The sequence below is a fragment of the Rhodococcus sp. NPDC060090 genome, assembly GCF_042729855.1.
Taxonomy (GTDB): Bacteria; Actinomycetota; Actinomycetes; order Mycobacteriales; family Mycobacteriaceae; genus Rhodococcus.
In genome coordinates, this window is record NZ_JBHWXB010000008.1 from 127,561 (window position 1) to 146,378 (window position 18,818).

Sequence of the window (18,818 nt, forward strand, 5' to 3'; positions counted from 1 at the left end):
GCCGGGTTTCGTGGTGTGATCAGCTGTGCGCGTGGTAGATCGCGCTTGCGATCGTCTCCTTGTATGCGGCGAACTCCGTGGATGTGCGCACGGTGGCCGACCGTCGCTCGTCCGTGGAGTCCTCGGGAAGTTCGATCGGGATGTCCTGCATGATCCGGCCGGGGCGGGCGCTCATCACGAGCACCCGGGTGCCGAGAAGCACGGCCTCGTCGACGCTGTGCGTCACGAACAGGACCGTGCGGTGGTGCTCGCGCCAGATGCTGAGCAACTCGAGCTGCAGTTTCTCGCGGGTCAACGCGTCGAGCGCGCCGAACGGCTCGTCCATCAGGATGATGCGGGGATCGTTGACGAGCACCCGTGCAATCTGGGCGCGTTGCTGCATACCGCCCGACAGTTCGTAGGTGCGGCGATCAGCGAAATCGGCCAGCCCGACCATCTCGAGAATGTCCTCGGCCCGCGCGCGACGATCCTCCTTCGACGCCCCGCGCAGGCGCGGTCCGAGTTCGACGTTGGCGCGCACGGACTTCCACGGGAAGAGATTGGGTTTCTGGAACACGACCCCACGTTCGGGTCCGGGGCCGGTGACGACGTCGTCACCGATGCGGATCGATCCGCTCGTGGGCTGCTCGAAACCGGCGAGCATCTGGAGCACGGTCGTCTTTCCGCACCCGGACGGCCCGACCAGACACACGAATTCGCCGGGCTCGATCGTCAGGTCGGTGGTGTCGACCGCGCGCACCGCGGTGGCTCCGTCGCCGTACGCCTTCGAGACCCCGGAGAATTCGACTCGGCCGGGGGCCGTCCGTGTGCCGGTCACTGTTCCGCGACCGCGTTCACTGCGTCGACGTACACACCGTTGCTGTATGTCTCGGGTGCGCTGACCTCGGTGATCTCGCCCTGGCTGAGCAGGAACTCCGCGGTGGACTGCAGGTTGGTTGCCATCGCGCCGCCGAGGTACTCGGGTGAAGCCTGGTCGGAGGCGCGAAGGAACTCGAGCCCCTCGAGCTGCTGAGTTGCCTCGTCGGGGGTGATGCCCAGCTGCACCGCGAGTGCGACGGACGCTTCCTGGGGATCAGTGAGCAGCTGCTCGACGGCCCAGTCCTGCGCGCGCGTCCAGGTCTCCATGAACTCGGGGTTGCTCTCGATGAAATCGCGGGTCGCACCGGCGAGGTCGAAGGTGGGAACACCCTCGGCGGCGGTGTCGGCGCTGGTGAGCAGCACGTGTCCGTCGGTGAGCTGCGACAGGGTGGGCTCCCAGATCCAGGTGCCGTCGATCTCCCCGCTCTGCCACGCTGCGACCGTCGCATCCGGGGCGAGATTGACGAGCGTGACCTGGTCGGTGATGCCCGCCCGATCCAGAGCGGCGAGAAGACTGTAGTGCGCGGTCGACGCGAACGGCGTCGCGATCGTCTTACCGGCGAGCTGTTCGACCGAGGTGATCGCGGGGTCGTGGACGACCAATGATTCGGCGGCGCCGATCACGTCGTGGATCCAGATGACCTGCATGCCGATGTTCAGCGGCGCCGACAATGCCTTCGTGGCGGGACTGGACCCGAGCAGTCCGAGATCGACACTGCCCGAACCGAACGCCTGCACCACGTCGCCGCCCGATGCGAAACGGTTCCACGAAATCGTGGCGTTGGGGAGGCAGGCCTCGAGAATGCCGGCATCCTTGACGAGCAGGTCGCCGTTGGGGATGTCCTGGAACGCGATGCGCGCGTCGGTGGTGACGGATTCGTCGACCTCGAACGGGCAGGCCTGCGAGTCGGAGGACGTGTCGCCGCTGGGCGAGGTCTCACGATCGGACGATACGCAACCCGACAGGAGGGCAGTGGCCGCGATGGCCGCTGAGACGTACAGGACTGTGCGTTTCACGATTTTCCTTTCCACGGCACGGCCAGCACGCCGATCCATTTGATGAGTGCGTCGAGAACCAGAGCGGTGATGCCGATGACGACGATGCACGCGATCGTCAGTGGCGTGTCGAGCTGTGTACCGGAAAGATAGGCGAGACCACCGATACCGGGGATTCCGTTGTTCAGTTCGGCTGCGACCACGGTGGTCCACGCGAACCCGACGGCGATGCGGATCCCGGTGAGAACCTCCGGCGCGGTCGACGGGAGCACGACGTGGGCGAGGACCTGGAGCCGGTTGGCGCCGAGTGACCGAACCGCATTAATGTAATCGCGGGGGACCGAATGGACTCCGTTGATGGTCGCGATCGTGATCGCGGGGAATGCTGCGAGGAACAGCAACCAGATCTTCGATGTGTCGCCGATGCCGAACCACACGATCAGCAGGCCGATATAGCCGAGCGGCGGTAGTGCGCGCAGGAAGTTCAGATAGGGCTCGAGCAGCGTATTCAGTGGCCGCCACATGCCCATCGCGAACCCGAGGAGCGGGCCGACGATGATGGCGGCACCTACACCGGCGAAAATGCGCTGACAGCTTGCGAGTAGGTGTTCCCACAGGAAGTAGCCCTGCTCGCCTTGCACGAGGCGATCGACCCCCGGCGCGACCCGGTGCCATGTGTTGGCCTGGACGAATGCGTCCCACACCGCGCCCGGGGAGGGCAGGAACAGGGGTTTGATCAGGCCGGCGGCAGTGACTGCCCACCATGCGAGCAGGAACACGACCAGCGCGAGCACACGCCCGCCGATACGGCGTAGTTGCCCGGATCGGCGATGCTGAGGTGCGTCGCCCATGTCGGGCGTCACCTTGTCCGTTTCCTGCACAGGCGTCTGCGCGGTGAAACTCATACCGGAACCTCCTGGCCGGACGATCCGGGCCGTACCTTCGAGATGTTCAACCGCACCATCCTCGGGCAGGTCGGCTACCGAGGTCCACAGTTGAAATCGTGACGATTCGAACTACGGCCACAGTGGTTTCCCGCGTGCTACGGATCGAAAAACCTCTCGTTCCGGAAGTGGGGGCGATCTCTCTCGGCACTCGACGAATTCGGATCAGCGTGATTCGAACTCGCGGAATGCATGGCGAGGTGGCGTAATACCGGACTGTGAGTCCGGGTACCTCTATCGATCCGGAACCCTTACCGGCGCAATGTCCCGCGGCTCGATACGGTCACTTGCCGTCGGATCCGGGCTCGATGCCGTCGGCGATATCGTCCTGTTTCGTCCGAATCGAACTTCTCGGGGGAACAGATTATGAGTGACGTCGCGCGGCTGCGCCAACCACGCTCCGACCGGGCGCGACAGGTGTCCGACGTGTTGCGCCGGCAGATCCACGGCGGCGCGTACGAATCGGCATTGCCTGGCGAACAGGACCTCGCGCACGAGTTCGGGGCATCCCGCAACACAATCCGCGCCGCACTGTCCCTGCTCAAGGACGAGGGTCTGATCGATCGGGCGCCGAAAGTGGGAACCCACGTCGTCGGGCGCAAGTACGAACACGGGCTCGACGCACTGCTCGGTCTGAAGGAGACGTTGCGCGGCTACGGTGAGGTCCGCAACGAGCTGAGGGCCGCATCGGTCATCACCGTGCCCCCGGCTGTTGCCCGTCGCCTGCAACTGGACCCGGGCAGTCCCGTCGTCTACGTCGAACGACTCCGCTATCTCGGTGATCTGCCCCTGAGTCTCGACCAGACCTACCTCGAGCCCGAGATCGGAACCGAACTGCTCGAACGCGACCTCGAATGCAATGACGTGTTCGCGCTCATCGAGGAGATCTGCGACCGGCCACTCGGGGGAGCGGACCTCGGGCTCGAAGCGGTCACCGCGGATGCCCATTCCGCTGCGCTCCTGCAGACCTCCGAGCACGCGGCGCTCCTGCTGCTCGAACGCCTCACAGCGCTGGACGACGGGCGTCCCGTAGACCTCGAGTACATCCGCATGCGCGGAGATCGAATCACGATGCGCGGCAGTCTTGCCCGCAGGCCGGAACCTACAGGGTGGGAGATCACCACATGAGTTTGATCAATCAGCGCGCCGACGTACCCGTGACCATCGACGAGTCACTGTGCATCACAGGATGCACGCTGTGCGTCGAGATCTGCCCTCTCGACTCACTCGCCATCAACCCGGAGAACGGGAAGGCATTCATGCATGTCGACGAGTGCTGGTACTGCGGTCCGTGCGCCGCGCGTTGCCCCACCGGCGCGGTCACCGTGAACATGCCTTATCTCCTCCGCTGACCCGAAACGGATGAACCACATGAAGCGCACTGTCACGGCGTTCGCGCTCGTTGCCGCCGTCTCGTCAACCGCCGCCTGCTCCCTCGAAGGCACAGGTTCATCCGACGACACCGTCCGAGTCGTCGTCGGATACCAGTCGAAGACCATCAATACCGTCACTGCCGGCACACTGCTGCGCGCCCAGGGCTATCTCGAACAGCGATTGCAGAGTCTCACGGACTCGACCGGGGTCGAGTATTCGGTGGAATGGCAGGACTACGACACCGGCGCCCCCATCACCGCGCAGATGGTCGCCGAGAAGATCGACATCGGGTCGATGGGCGACTATCCGATGCTCATCAACGGATCTCGGACACAATCGAACCCGAACGCGGAAACAGAAATCGTCTCGGTCACCGGATACAACCCGAAGGGCGCCCTCAATATGGTGGTCGTGCCACCGGAGTCGCCCGTGAGAAGCCTCACCGACCTGGCCGGGCAGAAGATCTCGGCCAGCGTCGGGTCTGCGGGTCACGGGACCCTGGTCCAGGCGCTCGATCGTGCCGGAGTCGATCCGAACACCGATGTCGAGGTCCTCAATCAGCAGCCCCAGGTCGGCTCCTCGGCGCTCGAATCCGGACAGGTGGCGGCGTTGTCGCAGTTCGTGGCCTGGCCCGGGCTGTTGGTGTTCCAGGACAAAGCGCAGCTGTTGTACGACGGAGCAGAGCTGAACGTCCCGACGCTGCACGGTGTGGTGGTACGCGAATCCTACGCAGCCGACCATCCCGAAGTGCTCGATGCCTTCCTGCGCGCGCAGCTCGACGCGACCCGGTTCATCCAGACGGAGCCGCTCGAAGCCTCACGAATAGTCGCCGAGGACTCGGGCCTGCCGCAGGAAGTCGTGTACCTGTACAACGGCCCGGGTGGCACGTCGTTCGACACCACCCTCAAACCGCATCTGGTCGACGCACTGAAACGCGATGTGCCGTACCTGAAGTCGATCGGCGAATTCGAGGAACTGTCGATCGACGGATTCGTCGACGACGGCCCGTTGCGCACCGCATTCGAGGCCGAAGGACTCGACTACGACGCCACCCTCGCGCAGACGGGCAATCCCGCCGAAGTCACCGGCGCGGACCCGGTGTGCGGTTCCGATGCGACCGACCCGGCCTTGGCAGGAGAGATCTGGTTCGACGGTGCCGACACGACCCAGGTCGCGGCCGACCCGACGTGCCTGCTGCGTGCGGTCAAGCACGCGCGAGCAGCCGGTGAGACGATCCGCGCCGCATACGTTCCGGACGCGGAACTGGGCACCCGCTGGTTTGCTGACAAAGCGCTGTGGGTCCGCGACGGGGAAACCTACTTCCCGTTCATCACTCACGCCGCGGTCGATCGGTATCTCGCGACCAACCCGACCGCCACCGTCGTCGATTACGACACCGCCGTGAACGAGGTGCGACCGTGACCGCTGTCGTCGATACACCCACCGGCCTCGCAGAACAGGAGGCCGTCGACACACCGACGACGAGCCGATGGCGCTCACGCCTGTTGCGCGGTGTGTCCGTGCTGGCCGCGGTCGGAGTGTGGCAGCTCCTCACCGCACACGACGTCCGTGTCTGGCTGCGGTTCGATACGTTGCCGACCGTCACGGACGTCCTCGCAGCCTTCGGCGCGCAACTGCGCGGCGACCTGTTCTACCTCGATCTGGCTCAATCACTCCTCCGCATCCTCACGGGATTCGGTCTCGCCGCCATTATCGGAGTGATCGTCGGTGTGGCACTGGGGCGTTCGGCCATCGCCGCAGACACCATCGGACCGCTTGCGGAATTGGCCCGCCCGATCCCGGCGATCGCGGTGGTGCCCGTCGCGATCCTGCTGTTTCCCAGTGACGAAGCCGGCATCGTGTTCATCACCTTCGTCGCCGCGTTCTTCCCGATCATGGTCAGCACCCGGCATGCGGTGCGTGCACTGCCGACCCTGTGGGAGGACTCGGTGCGCACACTCGGCGGAAGCCGGTGGGATGTGCTGGCACGTGTGGTGCTCCCCGGAATCCTCCCGGGTGTGTTCTCCGGACTGTCCGTGGGGCTCGGAGTGGCGTGGATCTGCGTGATCTCCGCAGAGATGATCTCCGGACGTCTCGGCGTCGGCTACCGCACGTGGCAGGCGTACACGATCGTCGACTACCCCGGAGTGTTCGTCGGGATGATCACCATCGGAGTGCTCGGCTTCGTCACGTCCGGCGCGGTCGAACTGCTCGGCCGCCGAGTCACCCGGTGGCTGCCACGAGGAGAAGAACAGCGATGACCGGAGAACGTAGCGCGCAAGCCTGGTCCTTCAAGGCCGGGATAGCGCATCAATCATGTCGGTGCTCGTGGTTATGGTCCCGCTGTGCAACTTCGATACCAGTACCGCGTCTACCCGACGCCCGGCCAGCAGAACATGCTGGCCCGGTCGTTCGGGTGCGCGCGGGTGGTATTCAACGATGCGCTGCGCGCCCGCCAGGACGCGTATGCGGCCGGGGTGACACTCTCGGACACCGACGTGCAGAAGCAGGTCGTCACCGCAGCGAAGAAGACCCCGCAGCGGGTATGGCTTTCCGAGGTGGCGTCGGTGGTGTTGATCCAAGCCTGCCAGGATGCGCGGCGTGCGTACCGGAACTGGTTCGATTCACTGACCGGGAAGCGGAAGGGGCGCAAGGTCGGGGCGCCGCGGTTCCGGTCCCGCAAGGACACTCGGCAGGCGATCCGGCTCACCCGCAACGGCTTCAGTATCCGAGGCAACCGGAAGTTGTATATCGCCAAGGTCGGCGAGGTGGAGGTGGCGTGGTCGCGGGAGTTGCCGTCGGTACCGTCGAGTGTGTCGATCATCAAGGACGCGGCGGGTCGTTATTTCGCGTCGTTCGTGGTCGAAACGACCGACGATCCGTTACCGGAATGCGATGCGGAGGTGGGGATCGACCTGGGTTTGACGACGTTCGCGGTGCTCTCGGATGGGAAGGTCATCGAGTCCCCGAAGTTCTTCCGCCAGGCCGAACGGCGGTTGAAGAAGGCGCAGCAAGCCTTGTCCCGCAAGGACAAGGGCAGCAAGAATCGGGCCAAGGCACGTATCCGCGTCGCCAAGGCTTACGCGAAGGTCACCGATGCCCGCAAGGATTGGGCGCACAAGCAGTCCACGGCGATCGTCCGCGAGAACCAAGCGGTGTTCGTCGAGGACTTGTGTGTCACCGGGCTGGCGCGAACGAGGTTGGCGAAGTCGGTGCACGATGCCGGGTGGGGCATGTTCACTCGGATGGTGGAGGAGAAGGCCGCCCGGTATGGGCGCGTCTTCGTGAAGGTGGACCGTTTCTACCCGTCGAGTCAGATCTGCTCGACGTGCGGGGTACTCGACGGGCCGAAACCACTCTCGGTTCGGGAGTGGCAGTGCGCGGCGTGTGGTGCGGTCCACGACCGCGACGTCAACGCTGCGAAGAACATCCACGCCGCAGGACGTGCGGAGTGGTTAAACGCCTGCGGAGGGGCTGTCAGTCTTTCCGTCTAGCGGGAAGCGAGCCCCTGTGAAACAGGAACCCACCGGAGTGGCGCGCAGCGCCTCAGGAGGAATCCCGGTTGTTCACGGCCGGGAGGACGTCAACAGTGTGATCAGCGGAATGACCCTCGACCTGGACGACGTCACCCTCTCCTACACGGGCACGCCCGTCGTTCGGCGGCTGTCCCTCGAGGTACGACCAGGCGAGATCCTCGTGCTCACCGGAGCGTCCGGCTGCGGTAAATCGACGGTCCTGCGTGCACTCGCAGGTCTGCTCGTCCCGGACTCCGGAGAAGTGCGCGCGGACGGAATGCCCGTCACCGGAACCGACCGCGACCGCGCCGTCGTCTTCCAGGACAACGCACTGCTGCCATGGCGCACCGTCCGCAGCAACATAGAACTCGCACTGTCGCTGCGCGGCGAACCGCGAGCGGGTCGACGCGAGGCAGCCGACAGGTGGATCGAGGAAGTCGGTCTCACCGGATTCGGCGACTACCTACCGAAATCATTGTCCGGCGGCATGCGTCAACGCGTCCAACTCGCACGGGGGCTGGCCGGAGCGCCACGCGCGGTGATGATGGACGAACCGTTCGGAGCCCTCGACAGCCAGACACGCGGCGCCATGCAGCGCCTGCTCATCGACACATGGCGCACCCACCCGACCACCGTCGTCTTCGTCACTCACGACGTCGACGAGGCGGTGCTGCTCGGCGACCGCGCGGCCGTGCTGGGACGAGGCGGAGAGCTACGCGAACTCCTCGACGTCCCGCACCCGCGCGTGGCCGACGCAGCGGACCGTCCCGACACACGCGCCGTGCGCAGCGCACTGCTCGCCGCGCTCGAGCACTGAGGAGAACACCGATGGACATACCGGATCTTGATGATGCTGTGCGGCTCGACTGCGATGTGCTGGTGATCGGAGGCGGCACCGCCGGAACGATGGCCGCGCTCACCGCCGCCGAGAACGGCGCGAACGTGCTGTTGCTCGAGAAGGCGCACGTGAGGCACTCGGGTGCCCTCGCGATGGGGATGGACGGGGTCAACAACGCCGTCATTCCCGGTAAGGCGGTGCCCGAGGACTACGTCGCCGAAATCACCCGCGCCAACGACGGCATCGTCGACCAGCGCACCGTCTATCAGACCGCCACCCGTGGCTTCGCGATGGTGCAGCGACTCGAGAAGTACGGCGTGAAGTTCGAGAAGGACGAATACGGCGAGTACGCGGTGCGACGCGTGCATCGCTCGGGGTCGTACGTGTTGCCGATGCCGGAGGGCAAGGACGTCAAGAAAGCCCTCTACCGGGTGCTTCGGCGCCGGAACATGCGGGAGAAGATCCGTATCGAGAACCGGCTCATGCCCGTGCGCGTCCTCACCGCAGACACCCCGCAGGGTCGACGCGCCGTCGGTGCGGCCGCGCTGAACACCCGGACCGGGGAGTTCGTCGCGGTGGGCGCCAAAGCGGTGATCCTCGCGACCGGACCGTGCGGCCGGCTCGGACTCCCCGCGTCCGGATACCTGTACGGGACATACGAGAACCCCACCAACGCCGGCGACGGGTACTCGATGGCCTACCACGCGGGTGCAGAACTGAGCGGCATCGAATGCTTCCAGATCAACCCGCTGATCAAGGACTACAACGGCCCCGCCTGCGCGTACGTTGCGAACCCGTTCGGCGGATACCAGGTGAACGCGCTGGGGGAGCGATTCGTCGACTCGGACTACTGGTCCGGGCAGATGATTTCGGAGGTGCAACGCGAGATCGAATCGGCGCGGGGACCGATCTATCTGAAGGTCAGTCACCTTCCGGAGGAAACCCTCGATTCGCTCGAGTCGATCCTGCACACCACAGAGCGACCCACGCGCGGGACATTCCACGAGAACCGTGGACACGACTACCGCACGCACGACATCGAGATGCACGTCTCCGAAATCGGCCTGTGCAGTGGGCATTCGGCGTCGGGTGTGTGGGTGGACGAACACGGCGCGACCAGCGTGCCGGGGCTCTACGCCGCGGGCGATCTGGCATGCGTGCCGCACAACTACATGATCGGGGCATTCGTCTATGGCGACCTCGCCGGAGCACACGCAACCGGCACCCTCGACGACGTGCCGCCGCCGACGGATCTGCCCGCCGACCAGCTCGCGGAGGCCCACGAGCTGATCTACCGGCCGCTGCGACATCCCGATGGCCCGCCGCAGCCCCAGGTCGAATACAAGCTGCGTCGGTTCGTCAACGATTACGTCGCACCGCCGAAGACCGGCGCGAAACTGTCCATCGCGGTGGAGACGTTCGATCGCATGACCCACGAGATCGCAGAGATGGGCGCCCGCACACCGCACGAGCTGATGCGGTGCGCCGAGGTCGCTTTCATCAGGGACTGCGCCGAGATGGCCGCGCGCAGTTCGCTGGTGCGCACGGAGAGCCGATGGGGGCTCTATCATGAGCGCGCCGATATCCCGGAACCGAACGACAGCACATGGGGCTATCACCTCAACCTCCGGCGCGGAGCCGATGGGTCGATGGAATTTCTCAAGCGTCCGGTCGCGCCCTACCTGGTGCCGGTCCCCGAATACGATCACCTCCCGCCGGTCGATCGGTCGGTGATTCCGATCGCGGCACCCGAGATCCGGGTCGGTCGCGCCCCGAGCGTCGAACGTGAGCGGGCGACGGCGCAGGCGGAGCAGGCGGTGTCGCTGGAGCAGGCGGTGTCGCCGCAGATCGTGGCACTGTTGAACCTGGACGAGCCCACGCTCACCGACCTGCAGGCATATCTGCAGAGCGATGATCCGCAGGTGCGGTCAACCGCGGTGTCGGTGCTGACGGAGAACACACCGGAGGGATTCTCCGCGGCGCTGATCGGGGCACTGGGAGACTCCGACCCGGCGGTGCGTCGCACCGCGGCCGAGGGTGTGAGGGAACTCGTCGAGGTACTGCCGGAGGTGGAGAAGATCGCCACATATCTCGGATCGGCCGATCCTCTGGCTCGTGCGACGGCCGTCGACGTGCTGCGCGCACGGCATACCGGGAGGCGCGAACAGTTCCTGGAGGCGGTCGCGGATCCTGATCATCGCGTGCGGGTCGAGGCGATCCGCGCATTGGTCTCGCTGGACGAGTGGCAAGCGGTCGCCGCCGCGTCCGCGGATGCCAATCGCGAAGTCCGAGTCGTCGTCGCACACGGACTCGCCACCATCGCGAGGGGTGGAACAGAGGCTGTTCGCGCGCTCGCTTCGGATACCGACCCGTTGGTGCGGGCTGCCGCGCTGACTGCGTTCGCGTCGCTCGGGTGTGGAGAACAGGATGTGGGCACGCTCGCGAAGGGGCTGGGGGAATCGGCGTGGCAGGTGCGCCAGGGCGCTGCGCGCGGGCTGGCCGGGGCCGACCCGGATCTTGCTGTCGACGTGCTGGCAGGAGCGCTCGAGGATGTTCATCTCGATGTGCGCAAAGCAGCGGTGTTGTCTCTGATGCAGTGGTCGGCGAAACCGGAGGCGAGGGACGCATTGACCGGCGCCCTCGACGATGTCGATGCCGATGTGCGGGCGTACGCGCGCCGAGCCCTCGTCGTTGAGGGGGCGGGTGCGTCCGTCGGTTGAGGAGGTGGATCCGAGCCCGGAATCCCCGGGCTCGGATCCACACTGTGCGGTCTATGAGGAGAGATGCGCAGCCGAGTAGGCGTCCTTGATCGCGTCGAGCGCGCTGGTGCAGGGGATGTCGGCCTTGCGAACCTCGGCGACCACCTCCGCCTGGTCGGCGAGGACGCTGCTGGCCGCAACCGCCCACACGACCTTGCCCGGGTCGAACTTGCGGGTGGAGACCCAGCCTCGTTGCGGAGCAAGTTCGCGCAGCGTGCTCCAGTGCGCGATCTCATTTGCGTCCGGACGTCCGATGAACAGCAACTGGTCGTGTGCCACGAGGAACCCCTTTGTTCTACATGCCTCGATAGGGGTGTCGTCCAGTGTGTTCTTTTCGTTACATTGCGCTCGGGCGAAAAATGTGTCTTGGTCAGAACCCGGCCGATGCCCTGGTCGGCACAGCGCTGGCAGGCGGCGTCCTACTGCAGGGCCTTCCTCAGTTCCTCGACGACCACGGTGACGGGTTCGGCACCGTCGGCGGTCGGGATGTCGCTGTTGACTGCCACGACGAGCACGGTCTGTGTCTCGGGCAGATAGCCCACATACGTGTTGTAACCGGGCAGTTCACCGGTGTGCCCGACCCAGCCGTCCTCGATGCCGAGACCGAGCCCGTACGCGCGTTGCGGGGTAGCGGGCGGAAGGTTGTACTGGAACGAGTCCAGCCGCAGCCGTTGGGCTTCCGGTGTCAGGATGCCCTGTCCGGTGCCGAGCGCCCGCCCCCAGATCTCGAGGTCGTCGACGGTGGAGGTGACGGCGCCTGCCGACCACGCCCAGGACGGGTTCCAGTCGGTGGCGTTCGCGGTCTGTCCTTCCGGTTGTCCTTGCTCGGTGACGCCCTGCAGCCGCGGGGACGGGAGCGACGCGTCGGTGGGGAAAGTCGTCTGCATCGCACCGAGAGGCCCGAACAGGTTCTCTTGGAAATAGTCGCCGAGGGACTGGCCACTGACCTCCTCGATCACCAGACCGAGGGCGATGGTGTTGGAATTGGAGTACTCGAACTTCTCACCCGGCGCGAAGTTGGGCGGGTCGCCCCGCACGAGATCCAGTAGCTGCTCGGGCGTCCATTCGGCTGTCGGGTCGGCGAACACCTTCTGCTGGAACTCGTCGTCGAACGTGTAGCTGGGGATACCGCTGGTCATGGCCGCAAGCTGTCCGAGAGTGGCGGTATCGCCGTTCGGCAGGCCCGGAACATATCGACCGACGGGGTCGTCGAGCGACAGTAGATTCCCGTCCATCAACTGCAACAGTGCGGTGACGGTCATCGTCTTGGTGACGCTGCCGATGCGTGTGTGGTCGATCGGCTCGGGCAACGCCGCCTCGTCTCCGCCCGCGCTGCCTGCCGCACCGGTCCATTCGCCGTCCGGACTCGCGACACGTGCGACGACGCCGGGAAACCCGACCTCGGAATGCACTCGGTCGAGCACACTCTGCAGATCGGCGCCGAATCCGGATTCGGTGGTCGTCGCAGTGTCGGGAACCGTGGGTTCGCCGGTCGCGGGGTCGGTCGAGTCGTCGCTGCCGCATGCCGTGGCGAATACGAGGAGTGCCGCGGTCAACGCGACTGTCAGCCGACGCATGAGTGCCTCCGAGGGAACGGCCTTCGACTCAGTATCCGCCGTACGGTGGGGAAGATCGGTGGAATGCGGAAACCGCTACTGTTCCGCCCTGCGCTCGGCCCGCGACCGCACGCGCCGCACGACCGCCCAGATGACGGCCACCGCGACCACTGCGATGACGACATATTGCAGTGTTTCTGCATAGGGCTCGACTCGGTACCAGTTCTCGCCCAGTTGATACCCGGCGATCACGAAGATGCTGTTCCAGATGAGGCTGCCCGCGGTGGTGAAGGCGAGAAACTGCCAGATCGGCATGCGCGTCACCCCGGCAGGAATCGAGATGAGACTGCGGAAGATGGGCACCATCCGGCCGAAGAACACCGCTTTGCGTCCGTGTCGCCGGAACCAGGCGGTGGTCCGATCCAGATCGTCCACGTCGACCAGGGGGAGTCGGTCCACCACGCGACGTATCCGTGTCTCGCCCACCCAGCGTCCGAGCGAGTAGAGCCCCAGTGCTCCCACGACGGATCCGAGCGTGGTCCAGAACAGTGCACCGACCAAGGTGAAGCTGCCGAGGCTCGCGGCGAAGCCCGCGAGCGGGAGGATCACCTCGCTGGGCAGCGGCGGAAAGAAGTTCTCGAGCGCGATCGCGATGCCTGCCCCGATACCGCCGAGTCGATCCATCAGGTCCAGTGCCCAACCGGCGAGTCCGTCGGTGGGGGCAGCGGCGGTATCTCGAACGCTCATCACACTCACGATAGGACCGTCGCGGTCATCCCACCGGGCGGCCCACCGCAACGGGTGGCGCCAGTGAGGTCGAATCGTCGACCAATTTCGTCTCATATCGGGCAAACCCGGCCGAGCGTAGGAGAAATGTCCGAATGGGGGCGTAGGACTCCTTGGTGCAAGGTCGCAGAATCGCGTACTGATAGTGACGATTCACATACCGCGTGGGGTCGATATGTGGACGCCTTCACGGCGGGGGCACAGGGGACCCACTGGCGCGAGCTTTCGAACAGCCCGGCACGCGGCTGGCAAACTGGGCCCAGTGAAGGCGGCAACCAGAACCAAGGTCAGAGGACCACTTCAACCACCCGAGCTCGCTGCTGCAGCGATCTTCGGCGCGCTCACCGCGGTCTTGTCGGTGGTCGCGGGTTTGATTCCGGTCGGGGTCGCGCAAGTGCTGGTCGCGCTGCCCGTCGCGTTCCTCGCCGTCACCGGTCGTGTCCGCACGGTCATTGCTGCCACCACGGCGGCGGGTGTCGTCGCGCTGATCGCGGGTGGGCCGTTCGCGGTCGCGGCGGTGGTGCTGCTCGCCGCGATCGGCACCCTGGTGGGGTTCGCGCAACGCCGCTGGGGACGATCCGCGGTGTTCGTCATCTTCGCCTGCTCGGTGCCGATGGGTGTGGCGGTGGCTGCGGCCGTGGTCGGGCTGCTGGTCGTGTTCGAGCAGACCCGTGTCCTGCTGCTCGAGGCACTGGTCAACACCATGCGCGGGATGCTGACCGCGTTCGAGGCTGCCGGATCGGATTCGGAGCTGAGCCGTGTGGTGAACGAGACCATCGATTTCCTCGTGACCTATTGGTGGCTGTGGATCGGTAGCGCCGTCGTTCTCGGAGTGGTGGGGACGGCACTGCTGTCGTTCGGGATCTTCGCCTCCGTGGCACAGCGCAGCACTTGGCCGCGGCAGCAGGCGGGATGGCCGGCCCGGATCACCGAGTGCGAGCCCGGCCCGCTGCCCGTGAAGTTGCACTCCGTCTCCTACCGCTACCCGAACGCGACCAGCGACGCGCTGAGCGAGGTCGACCTGACGATCACCGAAGGCGAGTTCGTCGCGGTGGTCGGTGCCAACGGCTCGGGCAAATCGACGCTCGCCCGCATCCTGGCCGGTCTCGACCCCACCTCCGGATTCGTCGATCGACCCGGCCCGGTAGGACTCGGCTCCCCGGACGGCACCGTGCTGGTCTTCCAGCACCCGGAAGCCCAGGTGCTCGGACGGACGGTCGGTGAGGACCTGCGCTGGGGAACGACCGGCGACATCGATATCGACATCCTGCTCGATCGCGTCGGACTCGAGGGCATGGCCGACCGTGCCACCGAAGACCTCTCCGGTGGTCAGCAGCAACGACTGGCATTGGCCGCCGCGCTCGTGCGCACGCCGAAGCTGCTCATCGCCGACGAGATCACCGCGATGGTCGACGCCGACAGCCGCACCGCGCTCATTGCCGTGCTCGCGGACATCGCCGCCAGCGGCACCACCGTCGTGCTCATCACCCACCTCGACGACGAAGCCGCACGCGCCGATCGTGTCGTGCACCTGGAGCGGGGACGCATCGTCGACCCGCCTGCACGCGAGCAACGTCGTGATGCGGTCACAGCCGCACCGCCGTCGCAGTGGCTCCCCGTACTCGAGCTCCGCGACGTCACCCACACGTATGCGGATCGCACCCCATGGGCACACACCGCGCTGCGCAACGTGACGCTGACCGTCGGCCGCGGGGAAGGGATAGTGGTGGTCGGTGCCAACGGGTCGGGAAAGACCACCCTCGCGTGGACCATCGCGGGTCTCCTACGACCCACGAGCGGAACATGCACCGTGCACGACACTCCGACCGCCAACGTGAGGGGAGAGGTCGGACTCGTGTTCCAGCAGGCGCGATTGCAACTGCAGCGACCCACCGTCGCGAGGGAGGTCTCGGAGGTCGCAGGCCTGCCCCGCACCGACCACCAGTACGTCGCCGCTGTCCTGAAGCGGGTGGGTTTGGGCGTCGACCTCGCGGTTCGCCCCATCGACCAGCTCAGCGGCGGCGAGATGCGACGTGTCGCGATCGCGGCGCAACTGTCGCGGGCGCCGCGTGTGCTGGTACTCGACGAACCCCTCGCCGGGCTCGACACTGCAGGCCGACGCGAACTGATCTCGATCCTCGTGTACCTGCGGACCGTCGAACACGTCACGATCATCGTCATTTCCCACGATCTGCACGGCATGGAAGAGGTGTGCTCGCGCACCGTGGTACTCGAGGACGGCACCGTCGTCGACGACGGAACGAAGGCGGTCGCGTGATGAAGAAGCAACGCCAGCGTCGCCCCTTGATTCTGCTGCGGCCGGTCCCGCGAGAGACCCCGCTGCACCGCGTGTGGGCGGGCACGAAAGTAATTGCTGCCGCGGTGCTGTCGGTGGTGGTCAGCTTCCAGCCGTCGTGGACCGGGCTCGGTGTCATCGTCGCCGTGCTCCTCGCAGGTGTACTCGTCGCACGGATTCCACGTGGAGTGGTGCCGACCGTCCCGTGGTGGGTGTTCGCGTTCATCGCATTCTTCGGTGTCATCAATGCGGTCGGCGGGGGCATCGATGCCTACATTCGGGCAACGCTGCTCGGGATCTCTCTGCTGGCCCTTGCGTCGCTCGTGGGGTGGACCACGCGGTTGTCGGACCTCGTCGACGCACTGCCCGTGCTGCTCGCGCCGCTACGTCTGGTGCGTATCCCCGTCGACGAATGGGTGACCACCTGCGCGCTCGCATTGCGGGTGCTGCCGTCGATACGGGGAGAGCTCCGCATGTTGTTCGCGGCGCGACGACTGCGTGGCCGTGCAGGCCTGCCGTCGCCGCGCGGCTCATGGAACGAAATCATCGATGCGGTGGGCGCGGTGGCGTCGGTATCGATGCGCCAGGCGCGCGACCTCGGCGACGCGCTGTCGGTGCGCGGCCCGCGACCCGTTGCGCGCGCGTGGCCGCGACTCGGCGTGGGCGACCTGGTGGTGGTGCTCGTCGTCGTCGCGGCGTGTGTCGCGGTGTCGTTGGTGGGGTGAACTCTCGAGGTAGTGCCTAGGAACAGCGAGAGCGGAGTGTCGCGGCGCCCGGTCCGGTGAGGTCGTCGCAGTAGAGGGCGCGGCCGGCCATCGCCATCGTCAACGCCAATGTCGGGCCGCTGACCTCGGGGCCGTTGCCTGCGGTGAACTCGCTGTCGGTGGCTGTGAGTCGGAGTCCTTCGGCGGCGCTCTTACTGTTCACCGCGAAGTCCTTCCGTGCGTAGAAGCGCGCGACCTCTGCGATCACCTCGACGGGCGGCGTGTGGGATATGTCGAGCGGACGCCGGATGTCCTGTGCGTGCACGATCACCTCACCCAGCCACGCCTCGGTCGGTCCGAACGGCGCCGTGGTGCTGGTGAGCACGCGTCGAAAGTTCGCGAGTGTGTCGTCGGGTGTGGGGCCGAGGTGCTCTGTGAGTCGTCGTGCGTTGTGCAGGTCGGTATCGAAACGGGCGCCGACCACACTTCTGATCCACTTCAGTGGTCCGACGGTCGCAACAGCGGTGAGGTGCGCGACGACCTGTTCGACGCTCCATGCGCCACACAGTGAGCGGTGTGCCCACTGGTCGGAGTTCAGGTCGGCGAGGTCGTTCGCCAGGACGGCACGTTCGGTGTGGACAAGGGTCCAGAGACGATCGCGGTCGGTCACCCGGGTCACGATATCGGGCTGCGCGGCGGATGTCCGGCGGTAGCGTGAGCGATGTGCACTGGGTATTGCACGTCGACCTCGACGAGTTCCTCGCGGCCGTCGAAGTGCTCCGGAACCCTGACCTCGCCGGAAAGCCCGTGGTGGTCGGTGGTCGCGGCGACCCCACCGAACGAGGCGTGGTGTCGACCGCCTCCTACGCGGCCCGCGCATTCGGGGTGCGGTCGGGCATGCCGCTGCGTGTCGCCGCCCGGAAGATTCCCGACGCGGTGTTTCTGCCTGTCGACGCCGATGTCTACAACGCGGTGTCGCAGCAGGTGATGGATACGCTGCGCGGGCTGGGTGTCACGGTGGAGGTGCTCGGGTGGGACGAGGCGTTTCTCGGTGTGGAGACCGATGACCCCGATGAGTTCGCCGCACTCGTGCGGCGGTCGGTACTCGACGCAACGAGACTGCACTGTTCGGTGGGGATCGGTGACAACAGGCTGCGCGCGAAGATCGCGACAGGGTTCGGCAAACCTCAGGGCCAATTCACCTTGACTCGCGACAACTGGTTCGCGGTGATGGGAGACCTGGGTGCAGGCGCGCTATGGGGCATCGGATCGAAGACTGCAAAGAAGTTGGATGCCTTGGGAATTCGCACGGTACGTGAACTGGCTGCAGCTTCTGTCGACGACATGGCATCGAGATTCGGGCCGAAGACCGGGCCGTGGCTCGTCGGACTGGGGAGAGGCGCGGGGAGCGCCGAAGTATCCGACGAGCCATGGGTGGCGCGGTCGCACAGCCGCGAAATGACGTTCCAGCACAACCTCACCGATTGGGCGGAGGTCGCCGAGCATGTGCGGCAGTTGAGTGAGCGGGTCGCCGAGGACATCCGTGCCGAACGGCGACCGGGAGTTCGTGTCGAGGTGAAGATTCGGTACGCACCGTTCATCACGCACACCACCAGCCGCGCGCTGCCGGATCCGACGTTGGATCCTTCGGTGATCTCCGCGGCAGCGGTGTCGCTGCTCGAACGGTTCGATCAGGAAAGGCAGGTGCGGCTGGTGGGGGTGCGGGTGGAGATGGCGGACGGTCGATAGCTACCTGGCGGCAGCTACCTGGCGGCGCCGTAGAACCGGTCGACACGCACCCGCAATACCAGACGCTGTTCGGCGACCATGGCGGCGCGGAACTCGTCCCAATCGGGATGCTCACCCTGGACCTTGCGGTACAGCGCGACGAGTTGTTCGGTCGCGTCGTCGTTCGGAGTGCGCGCCACGTCGGACAGTTCGGCGTTGCCTTCGGCGACGGCGTACGACCAGCCGTCGTCGGAGTCCTTGAACAGACTCACGCGGGAGTCGCGGCGCATGTTCTTCGTCTTCGCGCGGGTATCGGTGATCGAGATGGAGAACGTGTGTGTCCGGTGATCGTAGTGATAGAGGATGTTCGAGATCTGCGGTCTTCCCGCGCGTTTGAGAGTGACAAGCGCGGCGACTCCGGTGTCTCCGAACAGGGCTTCGAGCGTGGACTCATCAGCTGCCAT

The 18,818-nt window shown here is 66.0% G+C and carries 18 protein-coding genes; 10 read left to right on the forward strand and 8 right to left on the reverse strand.

Annotated elements, in window-relative coordinates; genetic code table 11:
• Window positions 1-19: 19 nt before the first annotated feature.
• Genes ACFWCF_RS13055 through ACFWCF_RS13065 form a run of 3 tightly spaced genes read right to left on the reverse strand, consistent with a single transcriptional unit; the run spans window position 20 to window position 2,705 of the window.
• A complete protein-coding gene (locus ACFWCF_RS13055; protein WP_132471195.1) occupies window positions 20-817 on the reverse strand; it encodes an ABC transporter ATP-binding protein in 798 nt (265 codons plus the stop codon).
• On the reverse strand, window positions 814-1,875 hold the full coding sequence (locus tag ACFWCF_RS13060) for an ABC transporter substrate-binding protein (RefSeq protein WP_378561780.1): 1,062 nt from the start codon (window positions 1,873-1,875) through the stop codon (window positions 814-816). Before ACFWCF_RS13060 ends, ACFWCF_RS13055 begins: the two co-directional genes overlap by 4 nt.
• Entirely contained in the window at window positions 1,872-2,705 is an 834-nt protein-coding gene (locus tag ACFWCF_RS13065) for an ABC transporter permease (protein WP_054715288.1), read from the reverse strand. Before ACFWCF_RS13065 ends, ACFWCF_RS13060 begins: the two co-directional genes overlap by 4 nt.
• Window positions 2,706-3,164: 459 nt before the next feature.
• On the opposite strand from ACFWCF_RS13065, the gene ACFWCF_RS13070 reads away from it, so the two are divergent.
• The 7 genes from ACFWCF_RS13070 (at window position 3,165) to ACFWCF_RS13100 (ending at window position 11,245) form a co-directional block, all read left to right on the forward strand.
• Window positions 3,165-3,926, forward strand: coding sequence for a GntR family transcriptional regulator (locus ACFWCF_RS13070; RefSeq protein ID WP_378561783.1), 762 nt, complete (start codon window positions 3,165-3,167; stop codon window positions 3,924-3,926).
• On the forward strand, window positions 3,923-4,150 hold the full coding sequence (locus ACFWCF_RS13075) for a ferredoxin family protein (protein WP_054715267.1): 228 nt from the start codon (window positions 3,923-3,925) through the stop codon (window positions 4,148-4,150). The genes ACFWCF_RS13070 and ACFWCF_RS13075 overlap by 4 nt, the downstream gene beginning before the upstream one ends.
• 19 nt (window positions 4,151-4,169) lie before the next feature.
• The gene (locus ACFWCF_RS13080) at window positions 4,170-5,594 is read left to right on the forward strand and encodes an ABC transporter substrate-binding protein (RefSeq protein ID WP_378561787.1); all 1,425 of its coding nucleotides are present in this window, start codon (window positions 4,170-4,172) and stop codon (window positions 5,592-5,594) included.
• Window positions 5,591-6,433 carry an ABC transporter permease gene (locus ACFWCF_RS13085; protein ID WP_132471191.1) on the forward strand — a complete coding sequence of 281 codons (843 nt, stop codon included), beginning with the start codon at window positions 5,591-5,593 and terminating at the stop codon, window positions 6,431-6,433. Before ACFWCF_RS13080 ends, ACFWCF_RS13085 begins: the two co-directional genes overlap by 4 nt.
• An 84-nt stretch (window positions 6,434-6,517) precedes the next feature.
• Window positions 6,518-7,666 carry an RNA-guided endonuclease TnpB family protein gene (locus ACFWCF_RS13090; RefSeq protein ID WP_132471190.1) on the forward strand — a complete coding sequence of 383 codons (1,149 nt, stop codon included), beginning with the start codon at window positions 6,518-6,520 and terminating at the stop codon, window positions 7,664-7,666.
• Between the two features lie 109 nt (window positions 7,667-7,775).
• On the forward strand, window positions 7,776-8,504 hold the full coding sequence (locus ACFWCF_RS13095) for an ABC transporter ATP-binding protein (protein ID WP_132471363.1): 729 nt from the start codon (window positions 7,776-7,778) through the stop codon (window positions 8,502-8,504).
• 11 nt (window positions 8,505-8,515) lie between these two features.
• On the forward strand, window positions 8,516-11,245 hold the full coding sequence (locus ACFWCF_RS13100) for a fumarate reductase/succinate dehydrogenase flavoprotein subunit (protein WP_378561791.1): 2,730 nt from the start codon (window positions 8,516-8,518) through the stop codon (window positions 11,243-11,245).
• 51 nt (window positions 11,246-11,296) lie between these two features.
• Here the strand turns inward: ACFWCF_RS13100 and ACFWCF_RS13105 are convergent, their stop codons facing one another.
• The 3 genes from ACFWCF_RS13105 to ACFWCF_RS13115 all read right to left on the reverse strand — a co-directional run bounded on the left by ACFWCF_RS13105 (window position 11,297) and on the right by ACFWCF_RS13115 (window position 13,587).
• On the reverse strand, window positions 11,297-11,563 hold the full coding sequence (locus ACFWCF_RS13105) for a hypothetical protein (RefSeq protein WP_378561794.1): 267 nt from the start codon (window positions 11,561-11,563) through the stop codon (window positions 11,297-11,299).
• Window positions 11,564-11,703: 140 nt separating this feature from the next.
• Window positions 11,704-12,861, reverse strand: coding sequence for a serine hydrolase domain-containing protein (locus ACFWCF_RS13110; protein WP_378491451.1), 1,158 nt, complete (start codon window positions 12,859-12,861; stop codon window positions 11,704-11,706).
• A gap of 75 nt (window positions 12,862-12,936) precedes the next feature.
• Window positions 12,937-13,587, reverse strand: a complete 651-nt coding sequence (locus ACFWCF_RS13115) for a DedA family protein (RefSeq protein ID WP_378561797.1) — start codon at window positions 13,585-13,587, stop codon at window positions 12,937-12,939.
• A gap of 301 nt (window positions 13,588-13,888) precedes the next feature.
• Here ACFWCF_RS13115 and ACFWCF_RS13120 point away from each other — a divergent pair, with 301 nt between their 5' ends.
• Both ACFWCF_RS13120 and ACFWCF_RS13125 read left to right on the forward strand, forming a co-directional pair.
• Window positions 13,889-15,904, forward strand: coding sequence for an ABC transporter ATP-binding protein (locus tag ACFWCF_RS13120; protein ID WP_378561800.1), 2,016 nt, complete (start codon window positions 13,889-13,891; stop codon window positions 15,902-15,904).
• Window positions 15,904-16,647 carry an energy-coupling factor transporter transmembrane component T family protein gene (locus ACFWCF_RS13125; RefSeq protein WP_378491448.1) on the forward strand — a complete coding sequence of 248 codons (744 nt, stop codon included), beginning with the start codon at window positions 15,904-15,906 and terminating at the stop codon, window positions 16,645-16,647. Before ACFWCF_RS13120 ends, ACFWCF_RS13125 begins: the two co-directional genes overlap by 1 nt.
• Before the next feature lie 16 nt (window positions 16,648-16,663).
• On the opposite strand, the gene ACFWCF_RS13130 is transcribed toward ACFWCF_RS13125, so the two are convergent.
• The gene (locus tag ACFWCF_RS13130) at window positions 16,664-17,296 is read right to left on the reverse strand and encodes a maleylpyruvate isomerase family mycothiol-dependent enzyme (RefSeq protein ID WP_378491447.1); all 633 of its coding nucleotides are present in this window, start codon (window positions 17,294-17,296) and stop codon (window positions 16,664-16,666) included.
• A 29-nt stretch (window positions 17,297-17,325) separates the two neighbouring features.
• On the opposite strand from ACFWCF_RS13130, the gene ACFWCF_RS13135 reads away from it, so the two are divergent.
• A complete protein-coding gene (locus ACFWCF_RS13135) occupies window positions 17,326-18,375 on the forward strand; it encodes a DNA polymerase IV (protein ID WP_378561803.1) in 1,050 nt (349 codons plus the stop codon).
• 14 nt (window positions 18,376-18,389) lie between these two features.
• On the opposite strand, the gene ACFWCF_RS13140 is transcribed toward ACFWCF_RS13135, so the two are convergent.
• Window positions 18,390-18,818 (reverse strand): PPOX class F420-dependent oxidoreductase, encoded by a 429-nt coding sequence (locus ACFWCF_RS13140; RefSeq protein ID WP_378561806.1) that lies wholly within the window; start codon window positions 18,816-18,818, stop codon window positions 18,390-18,392.